Genomic DNA, 16,926 nt, shown 5'->3' with positions numbered 1-16,926 from the left:
CGTGGGCGTCAGCGTCGGCCCGTGCGCAGGGCCGTGCCCGTGCGCCGGCCCGTGCCCGTGGTCGTGCGCCGGCCCGGGCCCGGCCACGGGCCTGTGCCCCGGCCCGTGCTCATGCGCAGGCCCCGGCCCGTGCGTGCCTCCCGGCCCGGGCCCGTGCGCGTGTCCCGGCTCGTGGTCATGCGCATGCCCGGGCTCGTGCTTGTGCCCCGGCTCGTGCCCGTGTCCGGGCGCATGTCCCGGTCCGTGCGTGTGGCCGGGCCCGTGGCTGTCGTGCCCGCGGCCGGCGCCCGGCGCGGGAGCGCACGCGCACGCCTGTGCCATCACCGGAGCGTGCGCCGCGGTCCCCGCCCCGACCGCCTGCGCCCGGTCCAGCAGGATGCCCAGGCCCTCGCCCGCGCGGGCCGAGGTGAGCACCACCTCCACCCCCGGATTGACCCGCTGGACGTTCGCGCGGAAGGCCGCCTCGTCGAACTCGACGGCCTGCGCGATGTCGGTCTTGGTGACCACGACCAGCTGGGCCAACCCGAAGGCGGTCGGGTACTTCAGCGGCTTGTCCTCGCCCTCGGTCACCGACGCGAGGACCACGCGAAGCGACTCCCCGAGGTCGTACGAGGCCGGGCAGACCAGGTTGCCGACGTTCTCGACGAACAGCAGCCGGGTCTCCTCGGGCAGCCACCCCTCCAGGTGCCGCCCCAGCATCACGGCCTCCAGGTGGCAGAGCCCGTCGGTCAGCACCTGCTTCACCGGCGCCCCCGAACGGGCCAGCCGCACCGCGTCGTTCTCGGTGGCCAGGTCCGCCGTCAGGGCGGCCACGGCCACCCCCCGCTCCCGCGCGAGCAGCAGTTCCCGCTCCAGGAGGGCGGTCTTGCCGCTGCCCGGGCTGGACAGCAGGTTGACGACCGTCGTCCCGCGGGCCGTGAGTTCGGCGCGCAGTGCCTGCGCGGCCCCGTCGTTCTTGGCGAGCACCGCCTGTTGCAGGTCGACCACTCGGCACATGGTTCAGGCCTCCTCGGAGATCGGTGCGCGGCAGGGGACCGCGGTCGGGGCATCTGGATCCCGGGCGTCCTCCCAGGTCACGGTGAGGATGCGCAGCTCGCGTCCCGAGAGCAGCTCCACCTCCGTGGCCCTTCCGCAGCCGGGACAGCACAGTTCGGGGGGCATGCCCACGGCCCATTCGCCCGTGCAGGCGGCGCAGCGCGCGCGGGCCGGGACGGACCGGGTGACGAGCTCCGCACCCTCCAGGACCGTTCCGGCGCAGGCCAGTTCGAAGCAGAAGGCGAGGGAGTCCGGGACCACCCCGGCCAATTCCCCGACCTGGAGCTCCACTCGGCTCACGCCGCCCACCGATTCGGGGGCCGCCTCTTCCACCTGGCCCACGACGGCCACGGCGATCGACATCTCGTGCATGGGACCTGGTCTCCGTCCTGCCGGGGCTCATTACACCGGTAGGGCGGGGACGGCGCGCTCGGGCACGCCGACGGCCGGTACGCCCCGTACGCCATTCGGGCGCCGGGGCGTACGGTTCCAAAGGCCCTACGGGCTCACATGCTGCGGATGTGCAGGTAGCGCTTGATGTCGGGCAGCTGCATGAGCACGGCGAGCAGGGCGACGGCGCCGACTGCGCCAAGGACGGCCTTCTTCATGGGGTTCTCCTCAGTTCACGGCGGTTCTGGTCATCCGCTTCGGCCTCCGGCGCCTCCTCCTGCGGGAGCAGGTCCAGGAGCATCCGCACGGCCTCCGGCACGGCGTCGGCCACCGGCCCGCTCAGGCCGATGCCTTCCTCGACGCAGGCGGGTTCGCACCCGAGGACCAGCATGCGCCGGGGCGGCGCGGTGCCGGTCCCGGCGCAGAGCGTGTCCAACAGGGCGAGGACGGTGTCGGGCGACATGTCGTGGCCGTCGAGGGCGGCCCCTCCCGGCGCGATGCGGGCGTCGCCGTCGTCGTCGCCGACCTCGATCAGGTACAGGGTGCCGGGGGCCCCGCCGCGCGCCGTGGCGTCGACGAGGACGACGGTGTCGTAGTCGTCGAGCAACTGGTAGGCGAGGTGGACCCCGCGCACCCCGAAGTCCACCGCCTCCACGCCCGGCGGCAGCGCGTACGAGGACAGCGCCCGCAGGGTCTCCACGCCGAAGCCGTCGTCGCCGAGGAAGACGTTGCCGATGCCGGCGATCAGGGTCCGGCCGCTCACGCGCGCTCCTCGGGGGTGACCTCGTCCGGCTGGAAGTAGAGGAACCTGCCCTGCTCCCGGCGGATGTCCGCGCCCGGGTCGCCCTCCACGGTCACCGCGAGGTGCACGCCCCCGTCGACATCGTGCAGGACGGCCTCGACCCGGGCGGTGCGGCCCTGGAGGAACAGGTCCTGGGCGTCGGTCCGCCGCAGCCCGGGGCGCAGGACCACACGGCTGCCGACCCCCACCCGGACGCCCTCGACCGTGACGTGCTCGGGGACCGGTTCCACGGGGTCCGCGCCGGCCGGATCCCACCAGGGGGACTCGGGGCGGAACAGCGCCCCGAGGTCCTCGCCCCCGGCCTCGCCGGTGATGTCGCGCAGGCCCCGGACCGCCCCGTGCAGCCGCTCCAGCACCTCGGGCGGCATCGAATCGGCCAGGTCGATCACGGCGGCCGCCCGGGGATCCGTCCCGCGCGCCTCCCGCTTCTCCTGGTCGGTGAGGGCCGCGGTGCGCAGGGCCAGGATCTCGTCGATCTCGGTGGCGTCGTACATGGCGCCGGCGCTCTCGGGCGCGATGGCGGGGTGGTCCTCCAGGATGATGGGCGAGGACAGGACCACGTCCGCCCGGCCGGGCTCGCCCGCCAGCACCGGCCACGTGTGCCGGTTCTCGCAGGTCGCGACCGCACCCTTGGCCCACTCGGGCGGGTCGGTCATCGACAGGAAGGATCCGGAGCTCACCCCAAGCAGCAGGTGGGCGGCGACGAGCGAGCGGGGCAGCGCCTCCTCGCGCGTCGCGGAACCCTCGTCCGGGGCCCAAGGGCTGGTGTTCTCCACCACCGCCGAGAGCTTCAGCACCCGGTAGGGGCCGCCGAGTTCGGCGCCGGAGAGCCGCAGGATGCCGCTGACCCGCTCCGTACGCCGCACCAGGCGGCCGACCGTGCGGCCGTCGCCGTCGACGACGGGCTCGACCTCCTCGCGGGCGGGCCGGGCGAAGGGGAAGAGGGCCTCGGCGCCCGCCAGTTCGGCCACCGGGACGGACACCTCGACCCGCTCCTCGGTGCCCTCGTCCCAGGGGACCAGGACCCGGTCGGCCAGGTGCAGTTCGGCCACCTCCTCGAACGAGCCGTCGGGGCGGGCCTGTTGGACCGTACGGCGCTGGGCGTGCAGGAAGCGCAGCTCCAGGGAGAGCGTCGCCGCGCCCCGGGGCTCCAGCAGGATCTCGGTCCGCTGGAAGGTGTGCTCCTCGTGCGCGGGCGCCCAGGCGGGCGGCACGAGCACGCCGAACTGCCAGCGCATCCGGTTCTTCGCGGCCGACGCCCGGTACGGGTAGAGGACGTACCCCTCGAAGAGGACGGCGTCCGCCACCTGCCGGGCCGTCTCGAATCGGGTTGCCGGTACTGCCGTGTCGGCGGTCGTGGTCACGGAGCCGTCCTCTCGGTGACGCGCGGTGGCGCCGCCCCCAACCGGACCGCGGGCGGCGGCGGTCCCGCCGCGGCCGCGGTGTCCAGGAGGGCGCGTACGGTCGCCTCCCAGGAGGGGAGGGCGTGTCGGGAACGGAAGGCGAGCAGGTCGGCCATCGTGTCGGCGGGCAGCCGCAGCCAGCCGCAGCCGGGGAAGTGCTGCTCGACCATCTCCCGCCACACGGCCACCGGCATCCGGTAGGCCGCCTCGCGGTCCCAGGGCACCGGTTCGACGACGAACCCGCCCGCCCCGGTGAACGCGGTCCCGGAGAACAGCATCAGCAGCGGCGCGTCACCGCCCTGGAGCGCGGCGAAGTACCGGGTCGCCGCGATGTCCATGTCGTAGGTGCACGGCACCACCAGGTCGACCTCGGTCTCCCCGGTGAAGCTCGGGATCATCACCGAAACCTGCGCGAACTGCACCGGCTGGAGGGTGGATCCCCAGCGGGAGGGGGCACCGAACAGGTCGGCCAGCCCGTCCGCCTCCACCGGGCCGTACCGCCGGCGGGCGGGTTCGACGCGGATCTGGCAGCGCAGGGCGACGGCGTGCACCCGGACCCCGGGCGAGGTGGTCACGCGCAGCCTGAAGACCAGGGTCGGACCGGCGGCGTACGGGTCGGCGCGCACGCCGGTGCAGGCGAAGGCGAACTCCGTCATGGCCGGCCCGCTTCCACCGCGTCCGGCGCGAGCGCCCGGGCCCGCCGCTCGACCCGTTCGAAGAAGACGCGCAGCGCTTCGCGGGCCTCCGCGCCTCCGTCGAAGCCCTGCCACAGCAGCCGCATCCGCCCCACCAGCTCGTAGCAGATGTCGATGGGCACCAGGTGGCAGGTGGTGCGGCCCTCCGCGCGGTGCAGCAGCAGCGCCTCCACGTCGGGTTCCAGCAGGGCGGCCAGCCGTCCGGCGCCGAGCACGCCCTGCCAGGTCTCCGGGTCGAGTTCGCTCTCGGTGGCCCCGGCGGGGCTCGGGTAGAGCGCGACCAGGCGGTCCAGCGCGGCGTTGCGGAAGAGGAAGGCCACCCCGACGGGGATCTGGAGGGCCTCCCAGGCGCCGTCGTCGAGCGGATGCCCCGGATCGGTCAGATAGCGGTCCGGGACGGCGCGGAAGCGGCCGGTGACCGCCCCCGGCCGGTCGAAGAGCAGCGCGCAGGCGGTGCAGGCGCACACCAGGGCCCGCCGCTCGATCTCCACCAGGTGGCGGTGGCCGTCCTCGGGCACCACCACCCCGCACAGTTCGCAGGTCTCGGGGCGTGGCGGGCGCGCCCCGGCGAACCGGCGCAGGCCGCGCGCGGCCGAAGCCGGCCCGCTCACCGGACCCGTGCCGGGGCGTGCGTCCGGGTGCCGATCTGCAGCAGGGCCGGGGCCGGCGCCGCCGTCTCCACCTCCACGGAGGTCACCTCGGGAGCGAAGGCCGCCAGGGCGTCCGTCACCTCCTGCGGCACACCGGAGGCCTCCGAACCGCCGCAGCCGCAGCCGCCGGCAGCCGGGGCGCGCAGCCGCAGCACGCCCGAAGCCGGGTCGAAGCCGATCAGCTCCGCGGGCTCCCGTGCGGCCCGCAGCGCCCGCCCGATCCGTACGTCCACGTCCTCGGGGTTCAGGTCGTGCAGGGCCAGCAGGCTCGCCACGAGGTCGTCGTCCAGCAGCGGACGCAGGCCGCTCTCGCCGAGCCGCTCCGTGATCCGGGCGAGCCCCGCCCCGTAGAACTCCATGAGGACCCGCACCAGTTCCTCGGCGGCCGCGCAGGCCGCCCGGTCGCCCGTGGCGGAGAGCCGGTCGAGCACCTCGTCCACTCGGCGCCCCGCCTGCCGTGCGTCCACCCGGGCGCCCGCGTGCACGGCGCTCATCCGCCCAGCCCGCTCAGGCCGGTGGGCACGTGCATGGTCTTGACGGTCTTGCCGCCGCCGACGTACATGTGCACGCCGCACGGCAGACACGGGTCGAAGCTGCGCACCGCCCGCATGATGTCGATGCCCTTGAAGTTCTCCGGGGGGTTCTCCTCGAAGATGGGGGTGTTCTGCACGGCGTCCTCGTAGGGTCCCGGTGTGCCGAAGGTGTCGCGGGTGCTGGCGTTCCACGGGGTCGGCGGATACGGGTGGTAGTTGGCGATCTTTCCGTCGCGGATCACCATGTGGTGCGACAGGACGCCCCGTACGGCCTCGGTGAAGCCGACGCCGATCGACTCGTTCGGCACCTCGAACTTCTCCCAGGTCTGGGTGCGTCCGGCGCGGACCTCCGCCAGTCCCTTCTCGGCGCAGTGCAGAGCGATGGCCGCCGCGTACGCCTGGAAGTAGGTGCGGGCGCGGTTGCGCTCCAGGGCGTTGCTCCACTTCGGGATCTGCCACTCGAAGCGCGTCTCGGGCTTGGTCATCGTCTTCGGCAGGTTGATGACCACGCTGTGCCCGGTGGCCTTGACGTAGCCGACGTCGACCAGTCCGGACAGCGCCGTCGACCACAGCCGGGCGATCGGGCCGCCGCCGGTGTCGAGCGCCAGGTGGTCCTTGCCGTCGAACCAGCGGGGCGACATCACCCAGCTGTACTTGTCGTCGAAGTTGCGCTTCTGCGGAGCCGGGATGGTGTGCTGGTTCCACGGGTGGCGCGGGTCGACCGGGTTGCCGAGCGGGTCGTGCGTGACGAACTGCTCGCGTCCCTCCCAGTCGTCGTAGTACGAGCTGCCCAGCAGGATGCGGATGCCCAGGTTGATCTCGGTGAGGTCGTTGGTGACCAGCTTGCCGTCCACGATCACGCCCGGGGTGACGAACATCTTCCGTCCCCAGTCGGTCATGTTGGCGTACGTGAAGTCGCAGTACTCGGGGTCGTTGAGGGCGCCCCAGCAACCCAACAGCACGCGCCGGCGGCCGACTTCCTCGTAGCCGGGCAGGGCCTCGTAGAAGAAGTCGAACAGGTCGTCGTGCAGCGGCACCACCTTCTTCATGAACTCCACGTACCGCATCAGGCGGCTCATGTAGTCGGTGAAGAGCTGGACCGAGGCGATGGTGCCGACGCCGCCCGGGTAGAGCGTGGAGGGGTGCACGTGGCGCCCCTCCATCAGACAGAACATCTCCCGTGTGTAGCGGCTGACCTGGAGCGCCTCGCGGTAGAACTCGCCCTCGATGGGGTTGAGCGAGCGCATGATGTCGGCGATGGTGCGGTAGCCGTGCTCGCCGGCGTGCGGGGCCTGGGTCCGCTCGGCCAGCTCCAGCACCCCGGGGTTGGTCTCGCGGACCATCTTCTCGCAGTAGTCGACCCCGACCAGGTTCTCCTGGAAGATGTTGTGGTCGAACATGTACTCCGCGGACTCGCCGAGGTTGATGATCCATTCGGCGAGGTGCGGCGGCTTCACCCCGTAGGCCATGTTCTGCGCGTACACGGAACACGTCGCGTGGTTGTCACCGCAGATGCCGCAGATGCGGCTGGTGATGAAGTGCGCGTCGCGGGGGTCCTTGCCGCGCATGAAGACGCTGTAGCCACGGAAGACCGACGAGGTGCTGTAGCACTCGGCGACCCGCTTCTGCTTGAAGTCGATCTTCGTGTGGATGCCGAGGCTGCCCACGATCCGGGTGATCGGATCCCACGCCATCTCGACCAGGCCGCTGCCGTCGCCGGCCGCCTTCGTCTTCGGTTCCATCGTGTCTGCCGTGACCCTTCTTCAGTGCGGGAGGAGGAGGTGTGCCGGGGGCCGGGGGACCGTCACCAGGGCGGGCGGTAGCCGGTGGTCAACTTCTGGCCGGTGCGGCGCCACTTGGGTTCCTGGTCCACGGTGTGCAGCGTGATCGCCCGGAGCCTGCGGATCAGGGCGCCGTACGCCCCGCTGGCGTTGGTGGAGACCGTGGCGCCCGGCGGCTTGTCCATGAACGGCATGAACTTGTCGGGGAAGCCGGGCATCGTGCAGGCGATGCAGATGCCACCCACGTTCGGGCAGCCACCGACGCCGTTGATCCAGCCGCGCTTGGGCACGTTGCACTTGACCACCGGACCCCAACAGCCGATCTTCACCAGGCACTTGGGGGAGTCGTAGGTCTCGGCGAACTGGCCCTGCTCGTAGTAGCCCGCGCGGTCGCAGCCCTCATGGACGGTGGCCCCGAACAGCCACGTGGGCCGCAGCTTGTCGTCCAGCGGGATCATCGGGGCCGAGCCCGCCGCCTGGTAGAGCAGGTACGTCAGGGTCTCCGAGAAGTTGTCCGGCTGGATGGGACAGCCCGGCACGCACACGATCGGGATCCCCGCCTGGGACTTCCAATCCCAGCCCAGGTAGTCGGGCACGCCCATCGCGCCGGTCGGATTGCCCTCCATCGCGTGGATGCCGCCGTACGTGGCGCAGGTGCCGATGGCCACCACGGCGAGGGCCTTGGGCGCCAGCCGGTCGATCCACTCGCTGGTGGTGATGGGCTGCCCGGTGGCCGGATCGTCGCCGAAGCCGCACCAGTAACCCTCGGGCTTGATCTTCTCGTTGGGGATGGATCCCTCCACCACCAGCACGAACGGATCGATCTCCCCCCGCTCGCCCTTGAAGAACCACTCGATGAACGTGTCCGCGCCGCCTACGGGACCGCACTCGAAGTCGATGAGCGGCCAGTGCACGGCGATCCGGGGGAGCCCGGGCAGTGTCCCCGTCACGATCTCCTCGATGCTCGGCTGCATCGCCGCGGTCAGGGACACGGAGTCGCCGTCGCAGCTCAAGCCGGCGTTGATCCAGAGGATGTGGATCAGGGGGTCCTCTACCGGGGCCTGCGTTGCTGCAACCATGCGGATGCCTCCTTGGGACGGGGGAGGGGGAGGGGGAGGAAGCGAGGGGCTCGACGGGACGGCCGGTCACCGCCCGGGACTCGTCGGCCCCACCCTTCTTGCTAGCAGCCGGCGGGGTCGGGTGCCCCGTCATGTACGGCCGGTCCGGTGACGGGAGCCGATCGCGCGGGTGGCGGCGACCCGTGCCGACCCGGTACGGGCCGTGCGAGATGGGGCGGGGTGGCGCCGGGGCGTTCCTTGCGCACGAAGGCCCGGCGCAGGGCGTGGTACGGAGCCTGCGGGTCGAAGAAGGTCTGCCGCATCCGGTCCAGCTCGGCCGCGCGGTAGGCGGCCAGCGGGCGCTCCGCCTCGTCGAGCTCCCGGCGCGCCTTCTTCCCGGCGATCCGCGCGGCGGTGGCCGGGTGGCCTGCGAGTTGCGCGGCGAGCGCCGTGGCCCGGTCGGCGAACACCGCGGGCGGGCAGCCGATCGTCCGGTCGACCAGGCCGAGCCGCCGGGCGGACTCGGCGCTCAGCGGCAGGGCCTCGGTGGTGAGGCGCTCCGCGACCGCGGGTCCGACCCGGCGCGGCAGGGTGTACGTCCAGAACTCCGAGCCGTACAGGCCCATCAGCCGGTAGTGCGGATTGAGGATCACGCCCGAGCGGCACCACACCTCGTCGGCGGCGAGGGCCAGCACGGCCCCGCCGGCGGCCGCGTTCCCGCCCAGGGCGGCGACCACCAGCCGGTCGGTGGTGGTGAGGACGGCCTCCACCAGGTCGTCCATGGCGTTGATGTTGGCCCAGGACTCCTCGGCGGGGTCGGCCGCGGCCTCGATGACGCCGAGGTGGATGCCGTTGGAGAAGAAGTCCCGGCCGCCGCCGAGCACGAGCACCGAGGTCGGTCGGGTACAGGCCGCGCGGTAGGCGTCCAGCAGGCGCCGGCAGTCGGCGGTGCTCATCGCGCCGCCGGGGAAGGAGAACGACAGGAACCCGGCCCCGCCCTCCTCGCGGTAGTCGATCTCGGACCAGGTGCGGGCGCCGGGGCGGGCTTGCGTCGGGGCGGGAAGCTCCGGCAGCGCGGGCAGCAGGTCCCCGAGCGCGAGCGTGGCCGGGAGCTTGGGAGCGGCAGGTTGGCCCGGCGCGCGGGGGGCCCGTAGCTCCGGGATCCAGACGGCTCCGTCGGCGGTGGCCCGGCAGACCGCGCCCGCCCTGGTGGCGATCAGCTCGCCAGGGCGGCCGCGCAGCCCGTCCTCGGGGTGACCGCCGTGCAGGAACCACGTGCCGCCGAGCAGCTCGTCCCGTACGCCCGGCCGCGAGTCGGCGGCGCGCAGTACGCGCAACACCCGCTCGGTGTCGTCCCGCAGCCAGTCGATCCGGCGGTCCTCCTGGCGCAGCAGGGGGCGGGCGCGGCCCCCGGACTGCGGCTCGGGGGTGTACGTGCCGGAGGCGAAGCGGTCCACGGCGAGCAGGACGGCCTCCAGGGCCGCGTCGGCGACCTCGCCCCGGTACCAGGCGCTCTTGGACTCGGGCGGGTCCGGCACGGGGCATTCGACCGTGGCCCACACATCGCCGGCGTCCATCTCCGCATTGGCCTGCAGCACGGTGACGCCCCACCGAGGGACCCCGTCCTGGACGGCCCTGTCGAGCGAGGAAGGGCCCCGGTCCCCGACGGGGCCCGGGTGGACGATCAGACAGGTGTGGGCGGACCAGACCTCCTCGGGCACCGCCGACGTCAGCATCGGCGCGACCACCAGGTCCGGCCGGTGCCGGCGGACCGCACCGGCCAGATCGACGGACGGGAGCGCCAGCTCCACCGCGACGCCGTGGCCGTGATCGCGCAGCTCGGCGTGGACCCGCTGGGTGAGGCTGTTGAAAGCGCTCGCGACGAGCAGGACGTGCACGGGGTCTCCCTGCGACGGACCGGATCCGCGGCCGCGAGGTGCCCGGCCGGATCGGCAGTGAGTGACCGGGGCATGACCGGCCGCCTGAGATCCTCCGGGACGCGGGCGGCGAGCGCGCGGAACCCGGCGGCCGGTGTCACCCGAACGCGCAAGCGTGCGGGGCCGCTCGGCGGCAGCGTGGGCGCGCCTCGCTGCCAAGCGCCTGTCAGTGGCATGCGTCACAGTGGTGAGGACCGACGGCGCTTCCCGCGGGGAAACGAGGTGATCCCATGACGCACGCGATCCGGGCCGAGGGCCTGGCCAAGCGGTTCAAGGAGACCCACGCGCTGGCCGGGGTGGATCTTCAGGTTCCGGCCGGGACGGTGTGCGGGCTGCTCGGCCCCAACGGCGCCGGGAAGACGACGGCGGTGCGCATCTTCGCCACGCTCCTGCGACCGGACCAGGGGCGCGCCGAGGTCGGCGGACACGACGTCGTACGGCAGGCGGGGCGGGTCCGTGCCCTCATCGGCCTCACCGGGCAGTACGCCGCGGTGGACGAGAACCTCACCGGTACGGAGAACCTGCTGATGATCGGCCGGCTGCTCGGGATGACGCGGGGGGAGGCCCGGGCCCGTGCGGCCGAGCTGCTCGACCGCTTCCATCTGACCGACGCGGCGGGGCGGGCCGCCAAGGCGTACTCGGGAGGCATGCGGCGACGCCTCGACCTGGCGGCCAGCCTCGTCGGGCGGCCGCAGATCCTCTTCCTCGACGAGCCCACCACGGGGCTCGATCCGCACAGTCGCGGCGAGGTGTGGGACATGCTGCGCGTGCTGGTCTCGGAGGGCATGACCACCCTGCTCACCACCCAGTACCTGGACGAGGCCGACCGACTCGCCGACAACATCGTGGTGATCGACAAGGGGCGGGTGATCGCCGACGGCACCCCGGACGAGCTGAAGTCGCAGGTCGGCGGCCAAGTCCTGCAACTGCGTCCCGCCCGTGCGGCCGATCTGGGCGCGGCGCACGCCCTGATCACGGAGGCGGCCGGGCCGCAGACCAAGATCGAAGGCGACGGGATCACAGCCCCGGTCAACGACCCGGCGCTGATGCCGAACGTCGTGCGCAGACTGGACCAGGTGGGCATCGAGGTCGGTGAACTCACCCTGCGGCGCTCCTCCCTCGACGAGGTGTTCATGGTGCTCACCGGACACCGCGCGGAGCCGGAAGGGCCCTCGGAAGAGCTCGCGGACCTCGACGACCGGTCCGTCAACGCCGGGAGCCCGTCATGACGACCACGACGATCACCGACGGTCTCGGCCGCGGCGGCAGGGTGCGCCCCCTCGCGGCCGTGCGGCAGACGGCGACCATGGCGTGGCGCAGCCTGGTCTCGGTCAAGCACAACCCCCTGGAACTCGTGGACTACAGCATCACGCCGATCATGTTCGTGTTCCTGTTCACCTACGTCTTCGGCGGACAGATGGCGGGCTCTCCACGCGACTACCTCCAGTACGCGCTCGCGGGGATCATCGTCCAGAACACGCTCTTCATGAGCATGTACACCGCCATGTCGCTGAACTCCGACCTCACGAAGGGGGTCTTCGACCGACTGCGGAGTCTGCCCATCGCCCGCTCGGCACCGCTCTTCGGACGCATCACCGCCGACCTGGTCAAACAACTCTGGGCCATGGTGCTGATGATCGCGTTGGGCATGCTGCTGGGCTTCGAGGTCAGCGGAGGCTTCGCGGGCTTCCTCGGTGCGGCGGTGCTGCTGCTGATCTTCGCCGCCGCCGTCTCGTGGACGGCGGTGCTCATCGGGATGGTGGCCGGCGACCCGGAGAAGGTGCAGGTCTACGCCTTCACGGTGATCTTCCCGATCACGTTCACCAGCAGTGCCTTCGCCCAGGTTTCCACCATGCCCGGCTGGCTCCAGGCCTGGGTGGAGGTCAATCCCGTCACGCACCTGTCGGACGCCTTCCGCGGGCTCCTGCTCGGCACGCCCGCGGGCCGGCCGATCATGTGGTCCCTGGTCTGGGCGGCGGGCATCGCCGCCGTCTTCATGCCGCTGGCGATGCGCGCGTACCGTTCCCAGGACCGCTGAAGTGTCCGGCTCGGGCAGGATGTGAAGGTGCGGACGACGACGGAACAGGTGGCGCGGGCGGCGGCGCCGGCCGCCCGAGGCGGCCGGCGGATCCTCGGCATCGCCGGGCCGCCGGGGGCCGGAAAATCGACGCCGGCCGCCCGGCTCGCCGAGGCGCTCGGGCCGGAGACGGCCGTGGTGGTCCCGATGGACGGCTTCCACCTCGCCCAGGCCGAACTGGCCCGGCTGGGACGGGCCGACCGCAAGGGCGCCCCGGACACCTTCGACGCGGCCGGGTACGTCTCCCTGCTGCGCCGCCTGCGCGGATCCGACGGGGCCACGGTCTACGCACCCGCCTTCGACCGTTCCCTGGAGGAGCCGATCGCGGGCAGCGTCCCCGTCCCTCCGGGCGTACCGCTGGTGATCACCGAGGGGAACCACCTGCTGCACGACGCCGGGGAGTGGGCCTCGGTGCGGCCGCTGCTGGACGAGGCCTGGTACCTCGCCCCGGACGAGGCGCTGCGCGTCCGGCGGCTGGTCGACCGGCACGTACGCCACGGCAAGGAACCGGCGTACGCACGCGCGTGGGTGGCCCGCTCGGACGAACCGAACGCCCGCCTCGTCGCCTCGGGCCGCCACCGCGCCGACCTCGTCCTCGAGATGGGCTGACGCAACCCCTCCGTTTTCCGTGCCGGTCCGTTCGCGCAGGCAGTCGCCATGGAACGAGACTGTCCGTGGCCGCTGTTAGGGTGGCATGCGCCCGTCAAGGCGGGCCCTGTCACTTACTGGTATTCCAACGGGGGTTCAACGTGAAGCTTCGTCATGTCCGCGCGGTCGCAGTCTTCGGCATCGCCGTCGTCGCACTCACCGGAGCCCGTGGTTCCCACGGCGCCAGCTGCGGCGGGAGCAGCGGTTCGCACTCCAACTCCAGCAGCTCCGGCGGCGGCAGCAACGGCAGCGACAGCAGCAGCACCGGCACCAGCGGCAGCACGGGCGGCACCACCACCACTGGTGGTTCCAGCAGCAACAAGGCCGAGCGCGACATCAAGATCGACAGCTGCAAGCTGGAGGGCAAGAACCTCGTCGCCCGGCTCACCGTCACCAACAGCGGTTCGCTGGACTACACCTACAACATCACGATGAAGTTCCGCGGGGACGCCACGTCGACCGCGACCACCGCCCAGGCCAAGGTGGCCGCTCTCAAGGTCAAGGCGGGCGCGTCCCAGCAGGCCGAGGCCACGACGCCGTACACCGGCAAGGGCGACGGCAGCGAGTACAAGGAATGCGTCGTCTCCTCCGTGACGAAGAGCTGAGGCTTCGCCCAGCCGGCAACTCGGCAGGATCGCGGCCCCGTCGGTATGACACCGACGGGGCCGTTCCCGTGTGCCGTGGCCGACTTTTCGGGCTCAGGAGCCCGCCGGGAGGAGTGAACGGGCGCCGGGGGCGGTCGGGGGCGCACTTGGCCGGATCCGAATCGGCCATCGGGTGAAGCTCCTGCTGGTCTCGGAGTTCCGCGCCAGGCGGGCCCCGCCTCTGTCCGAATACTGTCGGTAGTCGGGTCAAACCCGACACAAGGCAAGATCACTGCATCGAGGTACTAGCGGCGTTCAATCAAGGTCATTTGGGCGCAGGGACCACTAGTGTTCCCCCGGATCTGGACGGATCCGCAGATATTCGCCCTCTTTTTCCTCTTTCACCGGTGATGCGCGCATGCGCTGATCGCCGCCCTTAAGAAGGAGAGCTCGTCCGATGACCGTTGACACCAGCCCCGAGGCTCAGCTGGACCAACCCCGGCAGTCCAGCCTGAGCACGGCCGCTGCCCGCAACCTTGCCAGCACGACCAAGTCCGCCCCGCAGATGCAGGAGATCACCTCTCGCTGGCTGCTGCGGATGCTCCCCTGGGTGGAGACCAAGGGTGGCACCTACCGAGTGAACCGCCGACTCAGCTACACCGTCGGCGACGGGCGCATCGAGTTCGTCCAGGACGGTGCCGACGTCCGGGTGATTCCCCGTGAACTCGCCGAACTGGCCCTGCTGCGGGGCTTCGACGACGTGGAGGTGCTGACCACGCTCGCCGGCCGGTGCGTGCAGCGCGAGTTCCGCGCCGGCGAGGTGCTGGTCCAACGCGGCGCCCCCGCCGAGCACATCCACCTGATCGCCCACGGTCGGATCAGCCAGACCGCCGTCGGCAAGTACGGCGACGAGGTCGCCGTCGCCACTCTCGCCGACGGCGACCGGTTCGGCGAGAACGCCCTGCTGGACGGCGAGGCCGGCTGGGACTACACCGCCACAGCCGAGACCCCCGGCACCCTGCTCACCCTGTCCCGCGCCGACTTCGCCGCCGTGCTGGCCGCGGCCCCCGGCCTCCAGGCCCACATCCAGCAGTTCAGCTCCCTTCCCCACCAGCGGCAGAACAAGCACGGCGAGGCCGAGATCGCGATGTCGGCCGGCCACTTCGGCGAGGCCGATCTGCCCGGCGCCTTCGTCGACTACGAACTCAAGCCGCGCGAGTACGAACTCTCCATCGCGCAGACCGTGCTGCGGGTCCACACGAGGGTCGCCGACCTCTACAACGGGCCGCACAACCAGACCGAGGAGCAGCTCAGGCTCACCATCGAGGCCCTGCGCGAGCGCCAGGAGCACGAACTGGTCAACAACCGGGAGTTCGGCCTGCTCCACAACGCCGACTTCAAGCAGCGGATCCAGACCCACTCCGGCCCGCCCACCCCGGACGACCTCGACGAGCTGCTCTGCCGCCGCCGTGGCACCAAACTCCTCCTGGCCCACCCCAAGACGATCGCGGCGATCGGGCGCGAGCTCAACGCCCGCGGGCTGTACCCGGATCACGTCGACGTCGGCGGGCAGTCGGTCCCGGCGTGGCGCGGGGTTCCGATCCTGCCCTGCAACAAGATCCCGATCAGCAGGGAGAACACCAGCTCAATCCTCGCCATGCGAACCGGCGAGGACAACCAGGGCGTCATCGGTCTGCGCCAGACCGGGCTGCCGGAGGAGTACGAGCCGGGCCTGTCCGTGCGCTTCATGGGCATCAACGAGCAGGCGATCATCTCCTACCTCGTCACCACCTACTACTCCGCCGCGATCCTGGTGCCCGACGCGCTCGGTGTGCTGGAGAACGTACAGATCGCCCGTAGGCGCGACTAGGGGGTGTCCGGCGGACGGCCGTGACGGCCGCGTCGCCGGCCACCACGGCCACGACGGCCCGGATCGTCCCGGGCCGGTCGAGCACGCCCGGGATCCGGGACAGCCCAACCACCTCACCAAGGAGTTACGGATGCCCGATCCTGGGCTTTCCCCTCTGCAGTCGAGCCTGCCCGCAGCCGCGGCCCGCTTCGGGGCCGATGTCCTCGCCAACGCCCAAGTCAACGCCCACATCAACGCCCCAGCCCATGTCGCCGCCGCCCTGCCTTCCGCGCCGACCCTGCCCTTCGGTCGCGGCCCCGCCGCGGGGGACGTCCCGGTGGACGCCCCCGTGGAGGTCCCCGTGACCGAAGGGGGTCCCAGCGCTGCCATGGAACGGATCCTTCGCGGCCCCAGCGGCCTGGGCACGGCGGCCCTGAGTCTGGCTCGGCGCGCGGAGCCGCCGATGCCTCCGGAGGCCGAGGTGTCGGTGGCTCCGGTGGAGGCCCTCCACATCCCGGGTCTCTACTACCACCCGGTGCCGGAGCCCGATCCGGCGCGGGTGGCGGAGCTCAGTCGCAGGATCAAGGACTGGGCGCTGGACGAGATCGAGCTGTACCCCGAGGACTGGGAAGGCGAGTTCGACGGATTCTCCACCGGGCGCTACATGGTCGCCTGCCATCCGGACGCTCCGACCATCGACCACCTGATGATCGCCGCGCGGCTGATGGTCGCCGAGAACGCGGTCGACGACATGTACTGCGAGGACCACGGAGGCTCGCCGATCGGTCTCGGGGGCCGCCTGCTGCTGGCGCACACCGCCCTCGATCCCCTTCACACGACGAAGGAGTACCACCCCGGTTGGGCGGAGTCGCTCCACGCGGACGCCCCGCGGCGCTCCTACCGGTCCGCCATGGAGTACTTCGTCCAACAGTCCACCCCCTCCCAGGCCGACCGGTTCCGGCACGACATGGCCCGTCTGCACCTGGGGTACCTCGCCGAGGGCGCCTGGGCCCAGACGGACCACATGCCCGAGGTGTGGGAGTACCTCGCGATGCGGCAGTTCAACAACTTCCGCCCGTGCCCGACCATCACCGACACCGTCGGCGGCTACGAACTGCCGGCGGACCTGCACGCCCAGCCCGCCATGCAGCGGGTCCTCGCGCTCGCCGGGAACGTCAGCACCATCGTCAACGACCTGTACTCGTACACGAAGGAACTCGCCAGTCCCGGCCGGCACCTGAACCTGCCCGTGGTGATCGCCGAACGAGAGGGCGTCTCCGAGCGGGATGCCTACCTGAAGGCGGTCGAGGTCCACAACGAGCTCATGCACGACTTCGAATCCGAATCCGCCGCCCTGGCCGCCGCCTGCCCCGTACCGAGCCTGCTGCGCTTCCTGCGGGGAGTGGCCGTATGGGTCGACGGCAACCACTACTGGCACCAGACCAACACCTATCGCTACAGCCTCCCCGATTTCTGGTAAGGAT

Annotated in this window: 16 protein-coding genes and 1 pseudogene; 6 read left to right on the top strand and 11 right to left on the bottom strand. The window is 71.8% G+C overall.

The features are described from left to right. Positions 1-138 precede the first annotated feature (138 nt). The 11 genes and pseudogenes from hypB to ACFV9H_RS11055 all read right to left on the bottom strand — a co-directional run. A pseudogene (hypB, locus tag ACFV9H_RS11105) lies at positions 139-996 on the bottom strand (hydrogenase nickel incorporation protein HypB); the annotation flags it as partial. Positions 997-999: 3 nt separating this feature from the next. Further along, positions 1,000-1,407: a hydrogenase maturation nickel metallochaperone HypA gene (locus tag ACFV9H_RS11100; RefSeq protein WP_385396318.1), complete on the bottom strand. Its 408-nt coding sequence runs from the start codon at positions 1,405-1,407 to the stop codon at positions 1,000-1,002. Between the two features lie 134 nt (positions 1,408-1,541). Then, positions 1,542-1,643, bottom strand: a complete 102-nt coding sequence (locus ACFV9H_RS11095) for a DUF6893 family small protein (RefSeq protein ID WP_385396316.1) — start codon at positions 1,641-1,643, stop codon at positions 1,542-1,544. Further along, positions 1,640-2,188, bottom strand: coding sequence for a hydrogenase maturation protease (locus ACFV9H_RS11090; protein ID WP_385396314.1), 549 nt, complete (start codon positions 2,186-2,188; stop codon positions 1,640-1,642). Before ACFV9H_RS11090 ends, ACFV9H_RS11095 begins: the two co-directional genes overlap by 4 nt. Then, positions 2,185-3,591: a hypothetical protein gene (locus ACFV9H_RS11085; protein WP_385396312.1), complete on the bottom strand. Its 1,407-nt coding sequence runs from the start codon at positions 3,589-3,591 to the stop codon at positions 2,185-2,187. The genes ACFV9H_RS11090 and ACFV9H_RS11085 overlap by 4 nt, the downstream gene beginning before the upstream one ends. Continuing rightward, on the bottom strand, positions 3,588-4,286 hold the full coding sequence (locus tag ACFV9H_RS11080) for a DUF6084 family protein (RefSeq protein WP_385396310.1): 699 nt from the start codon (positions 4,284-4,286) through the stop codon (positions 3,588-3,590). The genes ACFV9H_RS11085 and ACFV9H_RS11080 overlap by 4 nt, the downstream gene beginning before the upstream one ends. Continuing rightward, positions 4,283-4,936: a DUF5947 family protein gene (locus ACFV9H_RS11075; RefSeq protein ID WP_385396308.1), complete on the bottom strand. Its 654-nt coding sequence runs from the start codon at positions 4,934-4,936 to the stop codon at positions 4,283-4,285. Before ACFV9H_RS11075 ends, ACFV9H_RS11080 begins: the two co-directional genes overlap by 4 nt. After that, positions 4,933-5,469: a hypothetical protein gene (locus ACFV9H_RS11070; RefSeq protein ID WP_385396306.1), complete on the bottom strand. Its 537-nt coding sequence runs from the start codon at positions 5,467-5,469 to the stop codon at positions 4,933-4,935. Before ACFV9H_RS11070 ends, ACFV9H_RS11075 begins: the two co-directional genes overlap by 4 nt. Then, a complete protein-coding gene (locus ACFV9H_RS11065; RefSeq protein WP_385396304.1) occupies positions 5,466-7,250 on the bottom strand; it encodes a nickel-dependent hydrogenase large subunit in 1,785 nt (594 codons plus the stop codon). The genes ACFV9H_RS11070 and ACFV9H_RS11065 overlap by 4 nt, the downstream gene beginning before the upstream one ends. A 62-nt stretch (positions 7,251-7,312) precedes the next feature. Then, positions 7,313-8,368 (bottom strand): hydrogenase expression protein HypE, encoded by a 1,056-nt coding sequence (locus ACFV9H_RS11060; protein WP_385396302.1) that lies wholly within the window; start codon positions 8,366-8,368, stop codon positions 7,313-7,315. A gap of 101 nt (positions 8,369-8,469) precedes the next feature. Continuing rightward, entirely contained in the window at positions 8,470-10,245 is a 1,776-nt protein-coding gene (locus ACFV9H_RS11055; RefSeq protein ID WP_385396300.1) for an enoyl-CoA hydratase-related protein, read from the bottom strand. A gap of 269 nt (positions 10,246-10,514) precedes the next feature. Between ACFV9H_RS11055 and ACFV9H_RS11050 the strand changes: the two genes are divergently transcribed. The 6 genes from ACFV9H_RS11050 to ACFV9H_RS11025 all read left to right on the top strand — a co-directional run bounded on the left by ACFV9H_RS11050 (position 10,515) and on the right by ACFV9H_RS11025 (position 16,922). Further along, the gene (locus tag ACFV9H_RS11050) at positions 10,515-11,513 is read left to right on the top strand and encodes an ATP-binding cassette domain-containing protein (protein WP_385396298.1); all 999 of its coding nucleotides are present in this window, start codon (positions 10,515-10,517) and stop codon (positions 11,511-11,513) included. Next, a complete protein-coding gene (locus tag ACFV9H_RS11045; RefSeq protein WP_385396296.1) occupies positions 11,510-12,322 on the top strand; it encodes an ABC transporter permease in 813 nt (270 codons plus the stop codon). The genes ACFV9H_RS11050 and ACFV9H_RS11045 overlap by 4 nt, the downstream gene beginning before the upstream one ends. 27 nt (positions 12,323-12,349) lie before the next feature. Then, entirely contained in the window at positions 12,350-12,970 is a 621-nt protein-coding gene (locus tag ACFV9H_RS11040; RefSeq protein ID WP_385396294.1) for a nucleoside/nucleotide kinase family protein, read from the top strand. A 140-nt stretch (positions 12,971-13,110) separates the two neighbouring features. Further along, on the top strand, positions 13,111-13,614 hold the full coding sequence (locus ACFV9H_RS11035; protein ID WP_385396292.1) for a hypothetical protein: 504 nt from the start codon (positions 13,111-13,113) through the stop codon (positions 13,612-13,614). A gap of 436 nt (positions 13,615-14,050) precedes the next feature. Further along, entirely contained in the window at positions 14,051-15,463 is a 1,413-nt protein-coding gene (locus ACFV9H_RS11030) for a family 2B encapsulin nanocompartment shell protein (RefSeq protein WP_385396290.1), read from the top strand. Positions 15,464-15,593: 130 nt separating this feature from the next. Continuing rightward, on the top strand, positions 15,594-16,922 hold the full coding sequence (locus ACFV9H_RS11025) for a family 2 encapsulin nanocompartment cargo protein terpene cyclase (RefSeq protein WP_385396288.1): 1,329 nt from the start codon (positions 15,594-15,596) through the stop codon (positions 16,920-16,922). The last annotated feature ends 4 nt before the right edge of the window (positions 16,923-16,926 follow it).

Origin of the sequence: Streptomyces sp. NPDC059874 (assembly GCF_042731135.1) — a bacterium.
Lineage (GTDB): Bacteria > Actinomycetota > Actinomycetes > Streptomycetales > Streptomycetaceae > Streptomyces.
This window is presented reverse-complemented; position numbering and strand designations above follow the sequence as displayed.

Bases quoted from the DNA above. Each gene is read 5' to 3' on its own strand.
- ACFV9H_RS11100 (WP_385396318.1), bottom strand. From the start codon at position 1,407: ATGCACGAGATGTCGATCGCCGTGGCCGTCGTGGGCCAGGTGGAAGAG.
- ACFV9H_RS11095 (WP_385396316.1), bottom strand. From the start codon at position 1,643: ATGAAGAAGGCCGTCCTTGGCGCAGTCGGCGCCGTCGCCCTGCTCGCC.
- ACFV9H_RS11080 (WP_385396310.1), bottom strand. From the start codon at position 4,286: ATGACGGAGTTCGCCTTCGCCTGCACCGGCGTGCGCGCCGACCCGTAC.
- ACFV9H_RS11070 (WP_385396306.1), bottom strand. From the start codon at position 5,469: ATGAGCGCCGTGCACGCGGGCGCCCGGGTGGACGCACGGCAGGCGGGG.
- ACFV9H_RS11065 (WP_385396304.1), bottom strand. From the start codon at position 7,250: ATGGAACCGAAGACGAAGGCGGCCGGCGACGGCAGCGGCCTGGTCGAG.
- ACFV9H_RS11060 (WP_385396302.1), bottom strand. From the start codon at position 8,368: ATGGTTGCAGCAACGCAGGCCCCGGTAGAGGACCCCCTGATCCACATC.
- ACFV9H_RS11050 (WP_385396298.1), top strand. From the start codon at position 10,515: ATGACGCACGCGATCCGGGCCGAGGGCCTGGCCAAGCGGTTCAAGGAG.
- ACFV9H_RS11045 (WP_385396296.1), top strand. From the start codon at position 11,510: ATGACGACCACGACGATCACCGACGGTCTCGGCCGCGGCGGCAGGGTG.
- ACFV9H_RS11030 (WP_385396290.1), top strand. From the start codon at position 14,051: ATGACCGTTGACACCAGCCCCGAGGCTCAGCTGGACCAACCCCGGCAG.
- ACFV9H_RS11025 (WP_385396288.1), top strand. From the start codon at position 15,594: ATGCCCGATCCTGGGCTTTCCCCTCTGCAGTCGAGCCTGCCCGCAGCC.